This is a genomic window from Flavobacterium proteolyticum (assembly GCF_015223105.1).
GTDB lineage: Bacteria > Bacteroidota > Bacteroidia > Flavobacteriales > Flavobacteriaceae > Flavobacterium > Flavobacterium proteolyticum.
In genome coordinates this window covers 128,700-151,570 of record NZ_JADFTZ010000004.1, presented here as the reverse complement: position 1 = coordinate 151,570, position 22,871 = coordinate 128,700, and the positions used below count along the sequence as shown (strand labels likewise).

Annotated in this window: 8 protein-coding genes; 2 read left to right on the top strand and 6 right to left on the bottom strand. The window is 28.0% G+C overall.

Going from position 1 to position 22,871, the window contains the following annotated elements; translation table 11 throughout:
* The first annotated feature begins 211 nt into the window (after positions 1 to 211).
* Entirely contained in the window at positions 212 to 1,468 is a 1,257-nt protein-coding gene (locus IM755_RS09725; RefSeq protein ID WP_194096274.1) for a tyrosine-type recombinase/integrase, read from the top strand.
* Between the two features lie 20 nt (positions 1,469 to 1,488).
* On the opposite strand, the gene IM755_RS09720 is transcribed toward IM755_RS09725, so the two are convergent.
* Together IM755_RS09720 and IM755_RS09715 are read right to left on the bottom strand one after the other, a co-directional pair.
* Positions 1,489 to 5,232, bottom strand: a complete 3,744-nt coding sequence (locus IM755_RS09720) for a YobI family P-loop NTPase (RefSeq protein ID WP_194096272.1) — start codon at positions 5,230 to 5,232, stop codon at positions 1,489 to 1,491.
* Positions 5,233 to 5,469: 237 nt separating this feature from the next.
* Complete coding sequence (locus tag IM755_RS09715) at positions 5,470 to 5,934, bottom strand: hypothetical protein (RefSeq protein WP_194096270.1); 465 nt, start codon at positions 5,932 to 5,934, stop codon at positions 5,470 to 5,472.
* A gap of 359 nt (positions 5,935 to 6,293) precedes the next feature.
* On the opposite strand from IM755_RS09715, the gene IM755_RS09710 reads away from it, so the two are divergent.
* Entirely contained in the window at positions 6,294 to 6,890 is a 597-nt protein-coding gene (locus IM755_RS09710; RefSeq protein WP_194096268.1) for a prealbumin-like fold domain-containing protein, read from the top strand.
* Between the two features lie 319 nt (positions 6,891 to 7,209).
* On the opposite strand, the gene IM755_RS09705 is transcribed toward IM755_RS09710, so the two are convergent.
* The 4 genes from IM755_RS09705 to IM755_RS09690 form a co-directional block, all read right to left on the bottom strand.
* Positions 7,210 to 7,899, bottom strand: a complete 690-nt coding sequence (locus tag IM755_RS09705; RefSeq protein WP_194096266.1) for a hypothetical protein — start codon at positions 7,897 to 7,899, stop codon at positions 7,210 to 7,212.
* A 1-nt stretch (position 7,900) separates the two neighbouring features.
* On the bottom strand, positions 7,901 to 20,038 hold the full coding sequence (locus tag IM755_RS09700; protein ID WP_194096264.1) for a SpvB/TcaC N-terminal domain-containing protein: 12,138 nt from the start codon (positions 20,036 to 20,038) through the stop codon (positions 7,901 to 7,903).
* 96 nt (positions 20,039 to 20,134) lie between these two features.
* A complete protein-coding gene (locus IM755_RS09695) occupies positions 20,135 to 21,619 on the bottom strand; it encodes a T9SS type A sorting domain-containing protein (protein ID WP_194096262.1) in 1,485 nt (494 codons plus the stop codon).
* A 652-nt stretch (positions 21,620 to 22,271) separates the two neighbouring features.
* Positions 22,272 to 22,820, bottom strand: a complete 549-nt coding sequence (locus IM755_RS09690) for a hypothetical protein (protein ID WP_194096260.1) — start codon at positions 22,818 to 22,820, stop codon at positions 22,272 to 22,274.
* Between the last annotated feature and the right edge of the window lie 51 nt (positions 22,821 to 22,871).

Below are 22,871 nucleotides of genomic sequence, written 5' to 3'. Positions count from 1 at the left end.
ATTTCTGAATCGGTTTTACCCTGCGGAGAAAGAGGTTATCGAACTTAATATTTCAAAGAATACTTAAATGATTTAAAATAAAGCATTTAAAGTAAAAAATATTGAAATTTACAGCAAATCATATAACAAATATTATATTATTACATACCTTTACTGTCAACTATTTTGTCAACTAAGTTTTAAATTAGATTAAAAAATTAATTATTTTTTTATGAGAAGTACATTTAACTTGAAAGAACCTAAAAAAAATGAGGAAACATTAATATTATTTTCATCCTATTTTAAAGATGAGGGCAAAAAATTTGTTTATTCTACTGGTGAAATGATTTCTCCCCTGGAATGGGATTTTGTAAACAGACAACCTAACAAATTGACAGGTAGGAATTCTATTGCTGAAAAGCACAGAAGCATTAAAAAGCAAATTGATAGATATCCTAATTTCTTTACTGAAATTATAAATCGCTATAAAAACTCTAATGATGAAATAACGATTGATAACATCAGAGCTGAATTTGATAAAAAATTCAAAAAAACAAAATCAAAATCGAATGATTTTTTCGGTGTTTATGACATTTTTTTAGAAATGAAAAAAAATGACAGAACCGAAGACTCTAATTCAGCATCTACAATTAAAAGATATGAATACAACAAAACGCTTTTAGAAATGTATCAAACCTATTCAAAAAGTACGTTGCATTTAAATAGAATAGACAAACCATTTTATAATTCTTATATCACGTTTTGTATCAATGTAAAAAAGCATTCAAACAATACGTTGAGTAGAAATTTAGGATTATTAAAAACATTCCTTAATTGGGCTTTTGAAAACAATTACACATACAAAACTGATTTTAAAAGCTTTAAGAATATCAAAAAGCAAATAACCAATGAAGTTGCGCTTACAATAGAACAAGTAATTGAAATTTTTGAATATGATTTTAGTAAAAATCCTCGTTTAGAAAAAGTAAGAGACTTATTCGTTTTTGGGTGTTTCACTGGTATGAGATATAGTAATTATTCAAAAGTAAAAAAAAGAGACGTTTATCGAGGATTTATAAACGTTATTGATATCAAAGACAATAGTAAATCTCTATCTATTCCTCTTAATGATTATTCAAGCTACATACTTGAAAAATACGATTATAAACTACCTGAAATTACTAATCAAAAATTTAATGAATATATCAAAGAAGTTATACAAATTGTAGGACTAACTGATGAAGTAAAAAAAACTATTAAAATTGGTCAAGAAATTGTTGAATCAACATCACCATTTTATGAAAGAGTTTCAAGTCATACCGCAAGAAGAAGCTTTATCACAATTATGAAAAATAAAAAAATCCCAGATAAAGTCATCATGGGATTCACAGGTCATAAAAGTCTTGAAGTATTTAATCAATATTACAAACCAAATGTTGATGAAAAAATTGACTTCATGCAATCTGTATTTAGAATGAATAAATCTTAATTTAACATCGTAATTAAAATTTAATTCTTTTTATGATTTATTCTATAAAAAACAACTAAATCTGAAAAAGAAGATATATAACCTTTTTTCTCTAATATTTTTAGTAAATTATGATTTAACGTGTTCTTTTCAATTTTTGCTTTAATTTTTTTGTTTGTAATTTGACTGTAATTACCCCCAAGACTCAACAGAAATGATTCAATAAATGAGAGATTATATTTCCCGTAATTTTTATTAAAAATCAAGATACGCTCATTAACGGAAATTAAACTATTGTTCAGAATTGAATTTAAAATTGTATCATTTACTACAAACAAATTATCATTTGAAAGTAAAAAACTTAACTGCTTTAAAATACTATTTTGGATTATAATTTCATCAGAACATTGTTCTAATATTGTTAGTTTTTCTGAATTTGTTATAATTTTAGATTTTAAAATCAATTCAATATCATGACTATCAAAAGCTAGTTGGTCTAAAATTTGAAAATATTCTTTTTTCCTTGTCTCAAATAAATAAATATTTAATCCTTTAAAAGTTTCTTTTAATTCAATAAAGCTCTTTGATGTAGGACTTATACAGGTATTTTCTATCAAAAATTTAATTTTATTTTCAGATAATTTTTCAAAAGCAAGATTATCATACCACCAAGGACTCGATTTAGTAATTAAACTGTAACTCTCATCATTAATTTCATTAACTTGAATGAGTTTTCTCCAAAATTTTCCATAGATGTTAACACTGTTAACTTCTTTTGGAATCCTTTCCATTGATAATTCTTTAGCATTCTCAATTTCATTTATAAATTCAATTATTGAATCAGAAATTTCTTGATCCAAATTTTCTTCATTATCAGTTTCCTCATTTTCGATATATCTATTATTATACTCATATAATAAATTATCCCATCTGGGAACTATTTTATTATTTACCAATAATAGAGTATAAATATCTGAATCGTCTATTTTTTGCATTACTGAAATTTTTGTCTCTACTTTTTCAATGATTTTTGTTTTTAGTTCAATATCTAATTTTTCATCATTTAACAGATCAATTAATGCTTCTTCGTTTTCTTTAACATTATTCTCTAATTTTAAATATACCTCATTGACATATAGATTAATTTCTGAATTAATATAGTCAATTAAAGGTTGACAATTTGAACTCATAATCTCATAATAATTTGATGTTTCAAAATCATCTAGATTTATATTTTGTCCAAATGATTTAAGAATTAGAATAATGTTTTTACTATTTATTTTATAATGTCCATTTTGATAAATAAATTCATTCAATTTATATAAATTATCATTATTAAACTCTAAGCTATCAAATTTAACATCTAACTTAGTAATCAAGTCTTGAAGCTTATTTTTTAAGGTTATATCATAATCCTTACCATCTCCTTTTAGAATTATTTTGATAAAGTCAATGTTAGTTTCAAATGCTTCTTTTATTTTTTCTTTATCTTGATTAGCTAATATTGAATCAACTGTACAATTATCAATTATTAATCTTAAATAGATTAATTGTTTTTCATAACTGTAGTTAGAATAACAATATTCCCAAAACCTTATCCAATTATCAGATAATTTAGCAATAAAAACAGAAAGAGGTCTCTCTTCATTTTTAATATATTCATCTATAAACTGCATTGATTTTTCTTTTTCATTACTTAATAATCTAATAATGGAATCATATTTATCGTTATGTTTATCATAGTTATTTCCAAGGTAATCTAATAAATCAAAATTTAATATTACTTCTCTTTCAAAATAGATTTTATTAATTCTTTCGACTAAATTTTCAATTTTATCGCTTAATTTATAATTAAAATCTGTTGAATAGCCACCTTTAATATTTCTTTCAAAATTATAATCTTCCTTTGTTATCGATACTTCATGAAATAATGAAATATAATCATTATAATTTTCATTGATGTAGCCGTTTAAAATAAAATTCCTTAACAATCCATTATTTGAAAAGTCGTTTAAGAATTGATCAATATCTATTTCACAAAATACTCTTTTTAATTCCCAATTTTCAATTTCAGATTTATTTGATTGCAATTCTTCAATTTCACTCTTTAATAAATTAATCTTATTATTATTTTTAAATCTTATTAATTCAGATCTTTTTAAATATGAATTATTAGGATTAACTTCATTTTCGATTTTATTAAAATTAAAAGAAAAGTTATTATTAGATTTAACATACATATTATAAGAACGGTGAAAAGAAAATTGTTCAAAAGCTAAATTACCATTAATTATAGCTTTAAACCCCTCTTCACTTATAAGTTCAATTAATACATCCTTATTAATCACTGCCTCAGATGGAAGCTTAGCCAAAACTTTATTAACATAAATCCCTCTTAATTCTTCAACATCAGATATTGTATGTTTTTCAATTTCGGCTATTTTAGAATTTTTAAGCAATATTTCAGTATCTATCTTTTCAATAAATTCTTTAATATATTTTTTTTTATTATTAACTAATTCATATAAATTACCCTCTCTCTTGTTAAGTTTATTAAAATCTTTAGGGTCTATGTTTTTATAAGTTATCATTGCAAATAACTCATCATTTTTCTTTATAAATTCTGGTTTTAATGTTTTTCTATAAATTACAAATTCATGAAAAATATTTGTTAACAAACGCATGTCTATATCATCTATAAAAATTGTTACATCTGAAATAAACTCTTTTGTAAAAATATTTTCATCTAAACCAGCGTTGCTAATTAATGTTTTTAATTGGTCATCCGCATTAGATGAATTAATAAAAGGAATAACCGGTATAATGTATTCAAAGAATTTTACTCTCTCTTTTTTATCATCAAATAAATCGTCTCCAACCGCATAAACAAAATTAATTTCTCTGTTTATGAGTTTTGAATTATTTAAAAGAATATTTATTTCTCTAAGTTTTGTAAAGATATCAGTACTATCAAATCTATCTAAATCTTCTATTATTATAACATTATATTTTGTTCGTTCAAAGAAGTACAATATTTCTTCTAAATGTTCATTAAATACGGACTTATTTGCATTATCTCCTAACTCTAATTCTCCTTTAATGTTTACTTTATTAATTTTTGAGTTACTGAATAATTTGATAATCAACTTTGAAAATAAACCTAATCCACTAAATACTATTGTAAATATTAATAGTGCAAAAAAATCGAAACTATACTTGCTATCCCAGCTATTCGGATTAATTTTATCTAAATAATCGTATTTCAATAATAAAACTGAACTTGAAACCCACAGAATAAAACCGATTGAAATACACCATATCTTCCAATCAGGAATATTGATAATTCTTTTGAAACGAGATTCAGGAATTTCATCTGGTTTAACGTGATAAAATATTTGTTGTAAAATACTAACCTCTAATAATCTTTCTAATTCTTCTTTTTGCAACTTCTTATCAGCTGCAGTTAGTGTATCATCTGCATTTTTCTTATTGAAAGAAGCCAAAGAAATATTTAAGAACTCATACTGTGGGTTTAATTTTTTAAATGTAGCTAGAATTGTACTTTTTCCGGAACCATATCCACCTGTTAAAGCAATGTTATTAATCCCTTTTGAATCTATAGTTTCATTAAGCTTATCTAAATAAGGTTGAACCTTATCTAAATCTTCTTTTTTAGTTAAAATTTTTGGAGCAAGTGAAGATATAGGAGATTCACTTTTTCCATCTTTAATTAATTTTATTTTATCCCAAGAAAAAATATGGTTTCTAATTTTAACTTTAATCACTTTATTTGTCTTTACAATTGTTAATTCCCAAACATAACTAAAATAAAACACCCATACAACCCGTAAAAATACCTGATTTTCAAACCAGGTATTTTTACGGGGGTACCTTTGGGAGCTAAAGTAAATAGAGGGATTAATTAAACTTTACGGATTTCCGTAAATTGAAACTTAAAATTCACTTCAGCAGATTTTATTAAATTTTGATATATTGAAAATTAAACTTTAGGGAATAAAAAATCACTTGATTTTATTTAATTGGATTAATCTTCTAATATGCTTGAATGTCATAAATGGTAAGACAAAAAATCCAATGAAAATCGCAGCAAATAACTTAATCAATAAATATCCAAAATAAAAAATAGATAAATTAAAATACATCTTTGGAAAACCTTTATCTAATATTTTCCAACCTGGCACAATACCTGAATATCCATAAAACATGGCTAAATAAAATAAGAATCCAACATTTTTTGGTTGTTTATGTATTGAAAATTTACTAATCATAAACATAACTAGTAAACCAAAACCATAAGCAAAGAGCAAATCTTTAATAATTTGACTCTTCTCATTTTGTATTCTAATAGTGTTGCAAACAGTACATATAGGAAAAGAAAACTTTTTAGAACAACTTACACAAAGTCCTTTTCTACAATCATGACATTGCGCTACTGAAACTTCTTCATTGTGGTGGTAACAATTCATATCTCTGCGGTATTAAATAGGTTAAAAAAGCACGTGGGCTAATTCCCCAAGCTAGTCACAGAGGTCCGACCAAGAACCCACACTACATAGCAAAAAGGAACGCCCACGCTTACCGCAGACGTTTCCACTCTTACTTCCTGTAGTGTTAAAAAATTTGGTCGATTTCTGTAACAGGAAATTTTAAGCGAAACGCAATATTTTTATTTGTTTATTATATCATTTCATACTAACAAAACTACATTTTTTTATCTAATAAAAAATGATTTTTTTAAGTTAATTAAACAATTCTTAATTGCTTTTATTTATATTTGTTTGATAGTAAAAATTTTAATAATTAATCAAACACAACAAACATTAAAATGAAACACTTAAAATTTATTTTACCTCTTTTTCTTATTTTATTTGCATGCAGTCCGGATTCAGATGATACTGCGGAAGACACCCGACTAGAATTGACTGTATTAGATGAAAGCAGTACAGCTCTAGAAAATATTGAAGTCAAACTATACACCTCTCAAGAAGATTATGACAACGATACAAACATAATTGCAACATCAACGACAAATGCAAACGGAAAAGTAACATTTGAAAATTTACAACCTTTAACTTATTATTGGAAAACAACAGCTGATTGCTATTTAGAAAATGCAATTTATAATACAGTTGATCCAATTGTAGGTAATACGTTAAATTTATTTTCAACAAACTTAACAAGTAATTTTAGAGGTGATTTAATTTTTAAAAATAATACTTTATACAACTGTAATGTTACCTATACTGGACCAATTAGTGACTCTCAAATTGTTGTTCCTGGCTTAATCATATATTTAGAAGGCTGGGATACTGGAGTTTATAATTTTGAAATAACACCAACCGAAGGTCCTAATCAAGGACAAACAACTTATCAAACGCTAACCTTAAATTGTGGCAGCCAAGCGTTATTAGAAATAAACTAATACACAATACTCATTAAAACACAAACCCAGCAATTGCTGGGTTTTCATTTTTATACAATATCGTTTACATAATTAAACCTACTATTTAAATAGTAAAAATATCTCTTTATATATCATTGTTTATAATACAAAAATTAAGCATAGCTAACTAATAACAAAAACCACACTATTACAATGTAGTTTTTGTTTATTTACTTTGTAGGCATGGAAAGCATTTCCGCACAATCGTTACATTGAATATATTCAGAGCCGTCAGGGGTGGCTCATAAAATAATACTTTAAAATTTTAATCCAAAAAACATAATTTTTAATTTAAACATTATATAGTGAGTTCTGAACTCTTTAATAGCATTATTTTTTTGTCCTGCTTGTTTGCTTCTATTTGCTTTATAAAATCTTCTCGTTTACCCTCTTTTTCACGTAATCTTTGCAACCACAAATCAAATTTACCATACCACATTTCAAACATTTGCATATTCCAATTTTTACTCGCCTGTTGAATTTGATTTAAAACATTTTGAATCTGTAATTGATTTCCAGAGTAAAGCGCTAAATAAAATTTTAGCTCAAATAATTTAGCTTGTTGTGCAGAATTTGATTTAACTAAAATATCATTAAAACGACCATCTACTAATTCAAGTAAGGATTTTATCGAAACATTTTCGGTTAATAAAATTGGCGCTTGTATTTTTAGACACTCAATAACTTCATTAAAATTTACACTCTGTTTTAAATAAGGTATAGAAAACTGCAAACCTTTCTTATTGTTTATTTCAAAAAGAATTGTTGGGTTATCTAAACAATTTTTCAAACCACTTTTCCATAATGGATATAATACAAAATGTGGTCTGTATTCTTCTAATTTTGGTAGCTTTACTAATTCTACACCAATGATGAAACAACCAACTACTCTGTAAAGCTTATTTTGAGCAAATGCTGAAAGTTGAGGAATGGAACTTAACCATTCCTCAGTAGCTCTTTTTTTTATCTCTTTCATATTTTCTGACATATTAAGGTCTAATTACTTGTATTGGTAATCCAAAATTATTTGAATATTTGCTAAACTGAGCAGGACTCATAACAGCACTACCAAATTTAAAATCATAAATAACTCCATTAGTTCTATCAAGAACATCAAGAAAACCTCGATTTCCAACACCATTGTTAAAATAAACGTTGGTTGATAAACCTCGATTTCCATATATACTTTGATAACGATTTAAGAGTGCATTAGCGTATTGATGTTTTGCAGTACCTGCAGCTCCACCCGTACCTCCAATAGCTCTTTCTGCTAATGTTGCAGATTTCTGAACCAACTGCGGATTTGTAAGCCCAGTCTTAGCGGCTTCTTTTCCACCTCTCAAACTCCATAAGTACTTACCACCACTAATAGCATACTTCAAAGCTAATTCTCCAGCTAAGAACATAATTCCATTATCTACTGCACCCATACCGACTGCCTTCTCCTGATAATGATTTAAATAACCTCCAGCCATTAACTTGAAATCACCACCGTTTGCTAATTGCATGTTCCACTCAACACTACCATTAACACTCTTTCCAGAACTTGTTGTTACATTAAAAGTCCCATCATTATTTAATGTCAGATTACTATTCCCATTTTTTCCATAAACAACTCTCTCAGAATTTATTTTAGTAAATCCATCTGGAACTCTATCTGTACTATATAAATAAGTTAAATTTTTGCCTTCTTGTTTCCTATACCAACTACCAGTAGTTTCTCCACCGCCCTCTTCAGGACACATCCCTGTAGGATCAGTCAAATTAATTGGATTCTGCATTGTATAATTATATGGATTCCAATTATGGAACTTCTCCGCTAGCGGGTCAACACTTAACCAAATACTAAACCTTGGGTTGTAATACCTCGCTCCGTAATAATAATACCCTGTTTCTTCGTCTAACTCTTTACCATTAAATTTGTACCTATTGGTATAATCTCCAGAGTAACTATGCTGTTCTATCATGGTTTCTCCGAATGGTAAATTTAAGAAAAATTGATAAGGATTACCAGCACTATCTGATAAAAATGTTCCTGTACCTAAATGGTCGCTATGGTAATAGTATATTTCTTCTAGTGGTGCAGGTGCTACTATTAACTCTTTATTTTCAGAAGTATCTTCAGTTTCCGTATCAGCTACCTTATATTCTTTGTAATTTACTTTTACTTTATTACTTCCTTCACTTTGCTGATTGATGTAATAATTAAAATCAGCAATTTGCAAGTTTTTAATAGCATTATAATCTACCTCTTGGCTTTGCGTTTCAGGTGTTCCTGACTTTTGAATGTTTTGATTTTGAGTTGGTGCAATTGGTAAATTGTTTTGCTCAAAAAGACTAATGTCCTCAGCACCCATTCTAGACACGATACGTTCTGAACCATTGAAATAATGATTACTATAACGTTGGTCAGCATCAACCACCATATATGGACTTACATATGTTGTGTATAGTCCCATAGTTGTTGTTGTAGATGTAATTTGTCCGTTCACAAACACTTTTTCAACTTTAGAACTTGCTTTTAATGTTCGCTCCCCAGCTGCATCGTAAATGTAATGTTGTAAACTTTGGTTATTATCATTTACAACACGTAAACGGTTTACTTCATCCCAATACATTCTTCTAAAACCATCTGGATTAGAACCAGAAAGCATATTACCATTATTATCGTATTTCAACTGTTCCACTACTCCATTTTCAACATTGGTGATTTTAACGGCACGATGCGTCCCCGCCTGATAATCGTATTTATTAGTATATGAATTCTCATAAACTGGTAAATAGCCTTGCGTTGTATGGACTTGTTTTTTCTGTATGATACCATGTGTATCGTTATACATCATTTCTAACGAATAGGATTTTCTGTTGTCTTCATATGCCCTGTTTGGAATATAACCTGTAAAATCGCCATTCGCAGTACTTAATCTGTTTAAATTATCATAAGTAAAAGTACTATTGTAAACTCCACCTAAATAGTTAATAGTGTTATAAGTAGCATTATTACTAACATTTGTAAGATTTCCTACTTTGTCATAGGTGTAACTATTATTAAACATATTTTGACCATTAGCGGCTTTTACGTTTAATGTTTGTAATCTTCTTAGCTCAGGAGAATAATCATAGAAAGTTTCCGTATTATTACCATATTTCATGTATTTCTTTTGTTCGAAATAATCATAGTCAATACGTTTTATATAATCGGTTTCTACTCCGTTTATCGAAGATTTCATTTGCTTTAAGTTCCCACCACGATTGTAAAGATAACTTACAATTTCACCATCAGGGTAAACTAAATTTTGAATTCTATTAAAACTATCATATTCAAAATTAGTAGTAAAGTTACGTGTTGGTAAGTTTGGAGCTACAATTGTTCTGTTAACTTCAATTGTTTCACCCATGTTACCATATTTATATTCTTGAGTTCCTGTAGCATCGCTAACAAAAATTAACCTACCAGTTTCATTTCCGCTATTACCGTATTGATACATTACATTTGAAATGTTTGCACCTGTTGGCATTGGTGGGAATAATACTTCTTTTAACCTGTTATGATCATACAAATAACTAATTTGATTTGAGGTTCCAATTAAATTTTGTGTTTGAATTGCAACTAAATTAACATTATCATATTTGTAATTTGTTTTCCCACTATCAGGATGTTTAACTGAAAGTTTTCTACCAAACATATCATACTCATACTCTGTAGTCAAATTTTCAGCATCTGTGTAAGACATTAACTCTCCTATAGCATTATAATTGAATTTTGTCCAAATACTACCTGTTGTGCCACCAACATTTTTAGTACTTACGGTTCTACCGTTGGCATCTACAAAGGTTTCCGTAATTAAATGTTGTGTACCGTTTTGGTCAACGTCAGTTTTGGTTTTATGAGAATTGATACCATTAATATCTGTACCAATACTAAACTGAACGGTAGATTCGTTTCCTTCTTCATCGATAGTTTTAATTGCTCTATCCAATTCGTCATATTCAACTTTTGAACTTTCAGTTACAGCATATTCATTAATTAAGAATTGAGTTGCAGGAGTTTTGTCTTCCCACCATGGTTGGAACGATTCGATAGTTCTTGCATAAGTATCAAACTTGGTTTTACCTGAAACTGTTAAAGCTTCAACTAAAGTTGGACTTGAACTAGAGCCTGTATTCAATTCAATATCTTTTTTAACTTGAATAGGTCTTCCTAAACCATCTACAAAAGTATAAGTCTCAATATCGTTCGTTGGATTTTGACTATCAAAATGCTTAGTAAGTGCAACAGGCATAAAATTAGTTGCCGAAGCATTTGCACTTGAAGGTAAAGAACTTAAATACGGGAAATACTCAAACATAATCGTATAATCACGACCTGCTACTATTTCTTTTGGTCCAATAACTTTTGTAGTTCGTCCGAAATTATCGTACTTATAAATGGTTTTATTTCCAGCAATATCTATTACTTCAAGTGGTTTGTCTAAACTTGTATCATAAGTTGTTGAAGACTCATAACCAAAAGCAACATCCTTAACTTTAATTAAATATTTATGAAAGTCATTATCATAAGTATAATCATAACTAGAAAACTCATTTATTGAATTGTTTGGATATTTAATATTTACTAAATTACCATACATATCATACTTCATTTCGGTATCCGCCCAAGAACTATTATTTCTAGCGCTTACCTTAATAATATTTCCAATACCATCAATTTCTGTTTTACGCTCTCTTTTAACAATACCTGTACTAGGAATAATTACCGCAATTGATTTTGGTATAGAGATAATATTTTGTGCATTTAAAGTATCGTGATAACCTATTTTAGATAAATAATCATCATTTGTATTTGATAAGTCACCCTTATTCAGATATTCTACTACTCTTCCTTTGCTATCATAGGTAAATTCGACTTCAGTTGCTAAAGTAGAAGATGGATTTAACTCATAAACTTCAGAACGTGTTTTTGCAAGCAATACACAGGCAGAACGTCTTCCTTCATGACCTCCAACATCGTATGTATGAGGAAGTACAGTTGAGAAATCAATTTCATCGTTCGTATTGTTTAATTTATACAAGTTATAAGTATTAACTGTTCTATTGAACTTTTTAGTCTCATCGTCACCTTTAAGAATATAACTTTCAAGTTGTAATCCATTTAAGAAATAACTTGTATTGTTATATTTAGAAACACTTGTTCTATATACTTCTTCAGTACCTTGATCATTAGTTTTGTAATCAATTACCTTAACTTGTTCGTAACCATAAAACTCTCTTTCTCTTCGGTCATATCTACCATTTTCATAAACAAAATGTTTATTGTAAACATCTTCACCATCATTTACTTTATCATAATTATCATTAACAGAAACAGAAGACATTACCCATTTTGGATTTGGGTTATTGTAATCCACTTTTTGAACTTTATAATCGATTGTAAATTTACCACCTAATGGATTTGTTACTGTTTTAAGTTTATCTGTTCTTCTAATTTTTGAATAATAAACCTTAATAGTATTTGGACTAATTTGCTCTAATAAATCACCATAACCATCACCATCATAATCTACAATAGACTTAGTAGTTTTATTAGTCGTTGTAGAAATAGGAGATGTTTGAAAATTAAGAGCTGGAATTTTAAAAGTAATAAACCATAATCTCCAAACAAATGCAAATGTAAAACCAACATTTAATGCCGCACCAACAGATGCTGATTCTCGTTTTAAGTCATAGCTCGATGTCCAAACTGTATTATCTGCAAATTTATTCCCGAGATTTAATTTCACTCCTAAATTATCATCAGCCTCAATCATATCTAAAAGACCATCTCCATTAATGTCAATTAAGGTGTTTGTTGTTTTATTCCAACTCGTTGTCAATGAAATACCCGCCTCAGCACTACCATTCCATTTATTAACCCCTATACCTCCAGAAATAGCATTTGATTTACTTTTAAATAATGGCAAATTACCCCAGTTGTTTATTGCTGTATTTGGTGTTGTAGGTCCAAAATTTAATGTAACATTAGTTGTGCTTCCAGAAGTAATCAATAAATCTGATAATCCATCTCCATTTATATCAGTCCAAAATCTGCTCGTTTCACTATTACCTTTTGTAAAATTACCAGATATCCCTGCTCCTGCATTACCTTTAAATCCATCAAATCTTTCAAATCCAAATTTCTTACCTGATTTATCTCCACCATCATCACTGTTTTTCCCAAAACTACCAGAAGCTCCAAATCCTTTACTATCACTTGATGATTGATTAACAGGCTCTTCTACTTTATTCAATGGCGAAAATAATCCTCCTGTTTTGTTCGTAAATTGAATTTTATTAGTTGAAACAATATCCGGATATCTATCTCCATTATAATCTACATAATCTGTTAAAGCATTGTTGAATCCATTATTAGAAATACTCGCATTAACACCTACTCCAAAAGCAGAAGCTCCTCCTGAAAAATTGTTATTACTTTTTCCTTTAGCATATTTACTTATTGCAAAAGCCCCAGTTTGTAAAACAGCTTGCTCAACACTTTCAAAGCCTTCTTCTAAATCAGCCATAGATTGAGATAAACTAGCTGCACGATATGAGAACTCAGCCGCATAATTCTCTTTATGAAACCCAATCCATCTATCTGTTACATTTCCGTCAATTAAATCTCTTTGAGGGTTTGCAGATAAAAAAGCTAAGTTGTTGATATAATTCATGTGAGAAGCCTCAAAATTTGCTAAATCAATATCTGACATATTATCATTTAGTGCAGCTAAATCATTATTTAATTGATTAGCTTCAGATTGGCTTAATGTTGGTGTTTGTAAAGCTTCTTCTTTTATCAAATAAGTATTTGCAATACCAGTTGATAAAGCTCCTGTTACATTTGCAGGATTATACATAAATTGTCCCCAACTTCTATAGAAGTTACCAAATCTAGAATCTGTTTTTTGATACAATGTAACTTCAGATTTTGACACATTTATATTGGTTGAACCAGATGTAATTATAGCTAATGGAGTTGAAGCAAGTGCAAGTTTTTTCAAAAGAGATTGAGAACTACCATCATTATTACTATCATCTACAGTAAACATAATTTCAATATTTGAAGTAACGTTTGCTCCTAAATTAATAAATGGAGGTATTACATTTGAGACAATTCCATTTGTTACAGTAATTGTCTTTGAGCCTATAAATTGATTTCCGCTTTTAACAACAAAATTAATTTTACCATTATCTCCTGTTGCAAAAATACTATTAGTAAGATTTGGTCTAATTCTTTTTGTTCCAGGTTGATTAAGAATAAGACTAATATCTTTTTTTACATAAGTTGGCCCACATGGGAATATTCTATATAAATCGTAATCTGCTACAGGATACAATTTAATAACCGAAGTTAAGTTCCCTTCAGTTGGCGCACCATCTCCTGGATTTATAGGTGTGACTGTAGTGCACTCCATCTCTGGTTTCCAAATACTATTCTTCCAATCTACATTTGAAGTTGAAATAACTTTAAAATAGAAATGTGTTTGCTGTAAATTAGCATCATAACCAGAAGATTGAGAAATTGCGATATTATTCAAGTCAATTGGTGAAGCTATTGGAGTAATTGTTGAAATAACATTAGGTGGACAAACTTTTGTGTATATTACTTGAGTTGAAATAATATTTGGTGAAACATCATTATTTGATGGATTTGCACCTATTGTTTCTTTAATAATCTGATACGTTACTTTATCTGATGGATTAATTGTAAAAGGCTCCCATGTAATTTTTGCATTACCCGAATTGCCAGGGAAAGTAGTTGGAAGCTTATTTGTTAAAACAAAGCTATCCGAATACGAACTTGAGAATGGAGTTGTATTATTTGCATCAAAAATTGTTGCATAACCTGGATTCGTATATTCTACTTTTGGATCCCAATTTATAGGCGAATTTCCGTTAAGTACAGAATGTACTCTAAAATAAATTCTATCTCCCTTTTTAACTGATAATGTTTGTCCTGAACAATTATTAATTAGTGTATTAGTAACTGAATAATTTGATGCGTTTAACTGTGTGCCATATAACAAACATAATTCGTTGGGTGTTTCGTTACAATTGGTTTGGTTAACAGTTCTTGAAGAATCTGTATTTAATAATGCATTTTGATTTAATAACTCTAATTCTTTGTTATTTATCCAATCTATTGCTTTTTGTCTATTTTCTATTCTGTCTCTATTAATACTTGCAATATTTGCTTGTTGCATTTCTACTAAAAAATTAGAAATGTCTATTCCAGATAATTCAAATAATTTATTTTTTAGTCCATTTCCATTAACTCTATTATTTTGTTCATTATACCATTCGTAACTATTTCCATCAATGGTTAATAAATAATTACCCGAAATATTATTATATATTCCATTATTAGTAAAATCAAATGCAAAATTTTGCTTTAGATTCTCATAAGGTAAATCAATCTCATTACCCTCAGATACCCACTTATTTATAGCGTATTCTGTTTCTTCTCTTGTTGGCTCTATTTGGATATTTCCAAGAGAATTATTAGCAATTGGAGATGGATTAACAATTGGGAGATTATTACAATTTGTTTGAGAAAATGTATAAGTATAATTTTGAGATGGATTTGAAACTGGAACTAAGGAAATATTATTAAAAGCATAAGTACCATTCATTGTAATTGAAACGGTATAATTATTACTTGCTGCAGGAGCAGTTATGTTATATGCAGTTCCATATTGCGCTTCAAAAGCAGATTGGAAAGCATTGAAATTGTTATAAAGATTGAATGTTCCTAAAAGATTTCCGTTTAAATAAACCTGAGTATCAATACCAACATTAATATTTCCATTTAAAACACTTGATAATGAAGGCCTTGTGTAAGAATAAAAGTTTGGCCCATTTAACCAATTTAACCTACCTGGGTCAATATCATTTTTATAAATATCAAATAAACATGTCCCTGTTACATTATCTGTTGAATAAAAATTAAAATTGTATCTCGACCCATTCATAAAAACATACAAAAATCCATTTGTACCAGTTCCACCTCTTAAAAAATTATACGATAAATTTTCAAATGATATTAAAGATGAATTTATGCTTAATGAATTGACTAAATTTGAAAATAGGTTTTCGATTAATGAAACATCACTGAATGATTTATTTGAAGTATCTTGACATGAAACTGGGTGATTCATATTTAAGTTTAAATACCCTGGACAAATATTTGGAAGAACATTTGTACATTGGTTTATGTAACCTATATTATTGTTACCATGAGTTAAGTGAAAAAAATTCGGAGAATTTGAATTTAGTGTTACTCCATTTAGTGTAATTGACTTTAATCTAGTAGAAATTCCATCACATATTCCTAGCACTTGAGGATTTAATGGATTTGGAGTTCCGTTTTGACTTAATAATCCATTAAAAAAAGAATATTTTTTTAATTGTTTTATTATGTAAGGAGCTGCAAAATTTATATTATAACATTGAGATATATTTTTTTCCATTTCAACCGAAATGATTGCCTCTTTACTTGTATCTAATAAACTAATATTATTATCAATTTTGATATTACCATCTCTTGGTGCTTCCCATACTTTTACAACATCAAATGCAGGAAAAGTAATTTCATCTTCAAAATATTCATCTGGAACTTCAATTCCTATTGGAGCAGCAGTAATAACTAAATTTTCTGTTCCTTGGCTATCAGGGATAAAGCTTGGATTTCCATTCCCGTCAATTCTGTTAAAATAAACCACACCATCACGTACAATATCCATCAAACCATCACCATTTCCATCTGTAAAAAATATATCTGTTTCTGATTTACTTTTTGATTTATCATGACCCACAAATCCTCCAGCTCTTCTAAAACCAAAAGTCACTTGAAAATTACGACTATTATTTCTACCAAAAGCTCTGTAGAAGTTATTCATTCCAACGATTGGTTTACGAGCTTCGAACGAATGCGTAACTACTGGTTCGTTATTTACATCATATGTTCTTGTAACAATATGTTTTTTGTAATATAAGTTTCCACCTTCTTTACTCACAATATCATCTAATCCGTCTCCATTTATATCAATAAGTGAAGTCATTCCAAAACTTTTGTCATTCCCCCAACTCCATTGAACACCAAAAGTTGTCATTTTGGTAAATCTATTACCACCAACACCTATTCCAATGTAAAAGCCACCACTTATAGCTTGAGATTTGGAACTACCTAATATTGAAGCTGAACTATCGAACGAAGGAGAATATCCCGGTACTAGAAATTCATCATTAATAATTAAATCATCACATGGATCTTCAAGTGTTAATCCATCTGAAATTGAAAACGAATTATTTTGTTTTAAATCAGAAAAGAATTGTTTGTAAACTTGTGAATTATTTTTACCAGTAACACAATCGAAGAAATTTGCTTTAAAACAAACATCTTTACCAGTATAAATTTCAAAGTTTATATAGGTTAATGCCGTATTAGAAATAGTTAAAATATTGTTTGTTGGATTATAATTTGTTGTTGGATGCTGAATTTGCATAGCTGAAACAATTTCATCAACACTATAAAAAGGTCCACCCAAAAGAACAACACCGTTAACTTTTACATTTACTCCAGCTACCAAACATTCGTTTAAAAGAAAACTTGATGAAATAGTTAATTGATAACACTTTAAAACTGGTTTTGGACATCCATTATTATCCACTGGTCCTGGTTTATCTGGGCATAAGTCATCTTCATTACAAACACCATCATTATCACTATCTAAACAAGGTTCATTGCCATCATTACATATAACTTCTATTTCGCCATCAGTGTAATAAATATCTTGATTATCAACTGTAATATCATTGTAATAATCGAAAGTATGCTTATAGAAAAATTGGTTACCATTATATTCTGAAATTGATTTTAATTGTCCCTTTCCGAATTTACCATACCCCATTTCAAATGTGTATTTTCTAATAACATTTGAGGTTGAAGGGTTTATATTTCTTACTCTAATCTCGCTTAAAAAATTTGGTTCAACTTGCTTTACTCCCAATCTTGCACTAATAGAAGCATCTTGACGAATAAATGTAGTAGGAGTACGAATAAACTGAACATCGTATTTATAATCAGTGTCATTATAACCTGAGTAACTAATATTACTAATTTGAAAAACATTTCCTCCATTTAAATTAGTATTAATACCTGTTCCACTAGAATAAATGCTATTAGTATATGTATATTTCATTGTGTTCCCATGTATATCCTCAACTAGATATAATCCCCAATGAACAATATTACCATTTGAATTCTTTATTACAGCATTAGTAACAACGTTATTTTTACCACCATACCAATAAACCGTACCGTCAGTACCTGTTACTTTCCAGTAATAATCATTTACACTACCTCCTTTTCTTTCAATTTTAGCAAAACTTCCTTGTTTTCTTGGTGTAAAAACTAAATCGGCAGTTCTATCAATATCTCCAGTACTAAATGTCCCCGAAGGTGCCCCATCAACATCAAAATGACGATTTGGCATCCAGTCTTTACCATTTTGTTTTGGATACATTAACTGTTCTCCATTTAATGTATAAATTTCAGATTCTTTAGTTGGATTAAATGTTGGTGTACCCCATTTTGTATCAATTGTAATAGCAGGAATATTTAAACTCCATCCTTGACCTAACCAACCATTACCACCTTCACTATTATATTGAATAGCCAATTGTGGCTGTAAACCATTTCTACCCGCTGGAATTTTTATTGGAAAACTAACATTTGCATCTCCTTTTTGAGAAACTTCTGGAGGACTTATAATAGTCATTTCAGAAGAAGGATCTGCTGCTTTTATGTCACTCATCATCGTAGGAGTGAAAGAACTTGTTTGAGGACTTTCAGGAGCCTGAATAATTCCGTTTACATAATCTCCTTCTTTATCAGAAATTGCTACAATTATATTTTTATCTTGAATTAGTGTGTCTTTAGATACTGGAATCCATTTTTTATAATCCCTATCAAAATGAAAAGTTTGAATATCTTTCTCCGTATAGCCATTTGGTATTAACTGAGCATCATATTCCGTAAATAATTTAAAAGCTGTAGAATCTTTTATTTTTATATTATTTACACGATAAGCTGTTTTATTCCTAGTAACATTTATAAAACTAGATTCAAATTCAGGAATATCAATACTTCTTAATTCCTCTAAATTATATTTAGTTTCTTCATATAAAGCATAGTTTTTTGTAGTCTCAGAATTATTTACATCACCTATAAAATTAGACTTTAAATCTAATGGCTCTAATTCGTAATTTCTATCTGAATGAATAAATTGTTCCTTGTCAATATCTAATTTATCAATAAGTACATCATTCTTAAATAACTGTAATGATAAATTCTTATATGTATAGTCTTTAATTACATCTTCAAATTGGTTTTCATACAGTTTAACCTGTTTTCCGTTAAGTAATAATTTATATTCTGAAGAATTACTATTTACATTTTTAATGAATCCATTTAAATAAATATTTTTTGTCTCATTTTTAAAACTAAAACATTTTTTCAATTCAATCAAATTATTGGAATTTGATTTTTCTTTAATTACTATTTTTAAGTTCTTAATTTTATAATTGTATACCGCATTTTTTGGCACAGTAAAGTAAACTGTATTAATACCATCATTTAACCAAGTTCCATTAATTTTTTCTTCAACATTCTGCCAATTCTTTGAAAATTTAACCACGTAACCACCAGTTACTTTATTAAAATTTACACTTTTAGCTGGTAATGTAGCTTTATCTATTCCATAAATATCATAAGTTAAATAAACTTCCTTGTTTATCAAATCACTCGCATTGATATTTAGTTTAAATATGTTATCATAAACATAGTCAAACTCTCCTGCTTTACTGATACCAATATTACCTTCAACTAAATCTGAATCATAAACAATCTCATATTTATTTAAGTTAGTTTTAGACTCTTTTGAATCTACAACTTCACTTTTTGGTTGACTTAAATTATTATTTTCAGGCAAATTAGTATCAATACTACTTGAAAAAAAAGTATTAGAATTTGTTAATTTAATATCAATATATTTCAACATCAATTCTGTAGAATATCCAGAGGTTGACAAACACAATAATAAAAAATAGGCGAAAAATTTATTTGTCTTATTATTTTTAAAGAAATAGTACATATGCGGAATGGTATATATTTTTAATAGTTATTTTTAGTAGACAATTACTTTGAAAACTTTGGTTAAGTTCTCTGATTTAAGATGGACAAAATAAACACCTGATGTCTCGATTTTGAACTTAAATGAATTCTCATTTATATTATCTCTTTTCATCAGCTTAATTAATTTTCCATTTATATCGTTAATTTTAATTTCAACAGATTTATTGAAATCATTTGGAAGTTGTAAAGTAATTTCTTCACTTACTTTAGAAGGATTTGGAAATAGAGAAATCAAATTGGAAGTATTAGAGTTTACTTTAAAATCAAATTTATCTTCACAAATACCATTTGTTATGATTAAAGAATAATTTCCTTCTTCATTTAATTTTATAGTTTTTTCTAATCCCAATACCTCATTATCTTTATACCATTTAAACTCAAGATTTTTTTCAGAATCAAGTATCTCAGGTGTAATTATTACAAAACCATTTTCGGTTAATTCCCAATTTTCAGATAATTTAACTTGAAATTTTTTATCCTTTTTGATTTCAACTTCTGATTTCTTCTCGTTACCAAATTTATCTTTAACCGTTATATTGTATTTACCTTCAGGTAAATCGTCAATTACCAATTTAGAATTTTCGGAATTATACTTTCTACTTAACAAATTATTACTAACCGTTAAATTGACAGGATAAGTTCCTTCAATAAAATCCAAGCTTAATTTTGTATTCTCATCACAATTGATTGATTTTCGAACAAGCATATTCATATCTGGAGCTTTAATGAATATAAATCTTGAATCATTAAGTAAATTTATATTTTCAAAAACGATGTCATTACTTGCATTTAACACTCCTTCATAATATTGTCCACTAGACAATTCAATAGTTCCTTGTGAATTATAATGTGACACATATAAATAAATCTTTTCATTTACTAATAAAGTATCAATAGCACTATTCCAAAGTTCTTGGTTTATTTTTATTTTGAATAATCTATTATCAATTGAGTCAAGATGTTTTTTAAAATGCCAAACTTTGTAATTATTAATAGTTAACTCATTATGATTTACAATTAATTTACTTTTACTATTGTGCCCCCATAGAACATAATTTTTAGCATTAAAAATGGTGTCAGTATAAATTTCTATTCCTTTTAAATTATAATTATAACTTTTGTTTTTATTGTAAAAATTATCACTATCATTACCCATTCCAGTAACATCTTTAGAAAAATCAGCTAAAGTTGCAGGATTCCATAAAGTATCGTTACTTACGCTTCTATAATATTGATTCTCTTCTAGTGAAATACCGTACTTTAAAGACAAATAAGTTTCCACTTTTTCTTTCATAAACAAACTAACTACTTTAGGAATAAAAATTATTTCTAAAATATCGTCTTCATTACTTTGATTGTTTAATAAATCAATAAATAGTTTTCCTTTTTTTGAAAAAGAAGCATCATTATGCAAATAGCTAACAATCTTTGCGCTTTTATTACTATCTAAAGTAGTGATTGTATCATTTTGCTTCAAAACACATTTATTAGTAACTTTTATAACTTTACTGCCATACTTTAAAGAAACAATATCCTTATTTATACTATTATTAGTTTTAAAAGCAATAAAAAAGGAAAATTGATTACTGTATAACCTGTAATCACTATTTAATTGACTCAAAGAGCAATTATAGTTGTAATCTGAACAATTATTACTAATTGTATCATTCTTTAACCATAAAGTGGCATTATTTTTAATATAATCAGATTGACTATATAAATTTATACTTACTAAAAAAATAAGTACCTTGAAAAAGTGCTTGTACATATTGGTTTTATTTATCTCCTCAAAAATAGCTATTTATGTTAATTTCAATATAATTTCTTATTAAATTTTTATTAAATAAAAAATGTTATACGTTTTAACTATTTAAAACTGATAAATATATATACTAAAAACAATTAAAATAATTATTAAGATATAAGTGGCGCAAATAAAGTAATATGTGATTGAATTAATGTCAATTAAAAAAAATATTTGAACTTCGTAAAATAATCTAAAACCCTTTTTGCGACCTTCGGGAGCAAAAACGAGATTGCCTTTGTGTTCGCAAATTCGGAGAAATTTGTGGACACAAAGGCACATCTCGATAAGTTTTACCGCTAAAGGATTTTAAGGTTTTTTAGTTCTAATCAAATACAATGTCACTTTTGAAGTCGTAAACAATCTTTTCTTTTAATTTAATTTTAAATTCATCATACATTTTATCATAGGCTTCTTGAGATAAATCTTCTAGCTCTGCTATTTTCTTTTCATCAACTTCATTTTCAATTAGACTCTCTAAATAAGCTTCAAATTCATCAATTGAATACATATTAAATCTATGTTCAAAGTTTTCTAATGTAGTTGTATAGTAGGAAGAAATAGTTTGATGTAAGAATTCTAATTCCTTTTTTGTAAAATCTTCTTCATTTGCTTCACAATCTTCATTTTCCTCTTCCTCAGAATCATTATAATTCAAATAGGACTCAAATTCATCTATAATATCAGAAACAAATTCAGCAGCATAAAATCCAATTCCTGAATTTGTATTCCAATTGGGGAATTTCTCATTCAAGTAGCGTATTATTTCATTTAAAATTGGAGTATCAGAGTAATTCTCCATAACATTGTAATAATCTTCATGCTTTTCTCTGTTGGCTACATACTCATCCCAATAAAATCTAAAATTTTCCATAATAATGCTTTTAAAATACAACTCTAAATTTAACAAATAATTTCATACTAA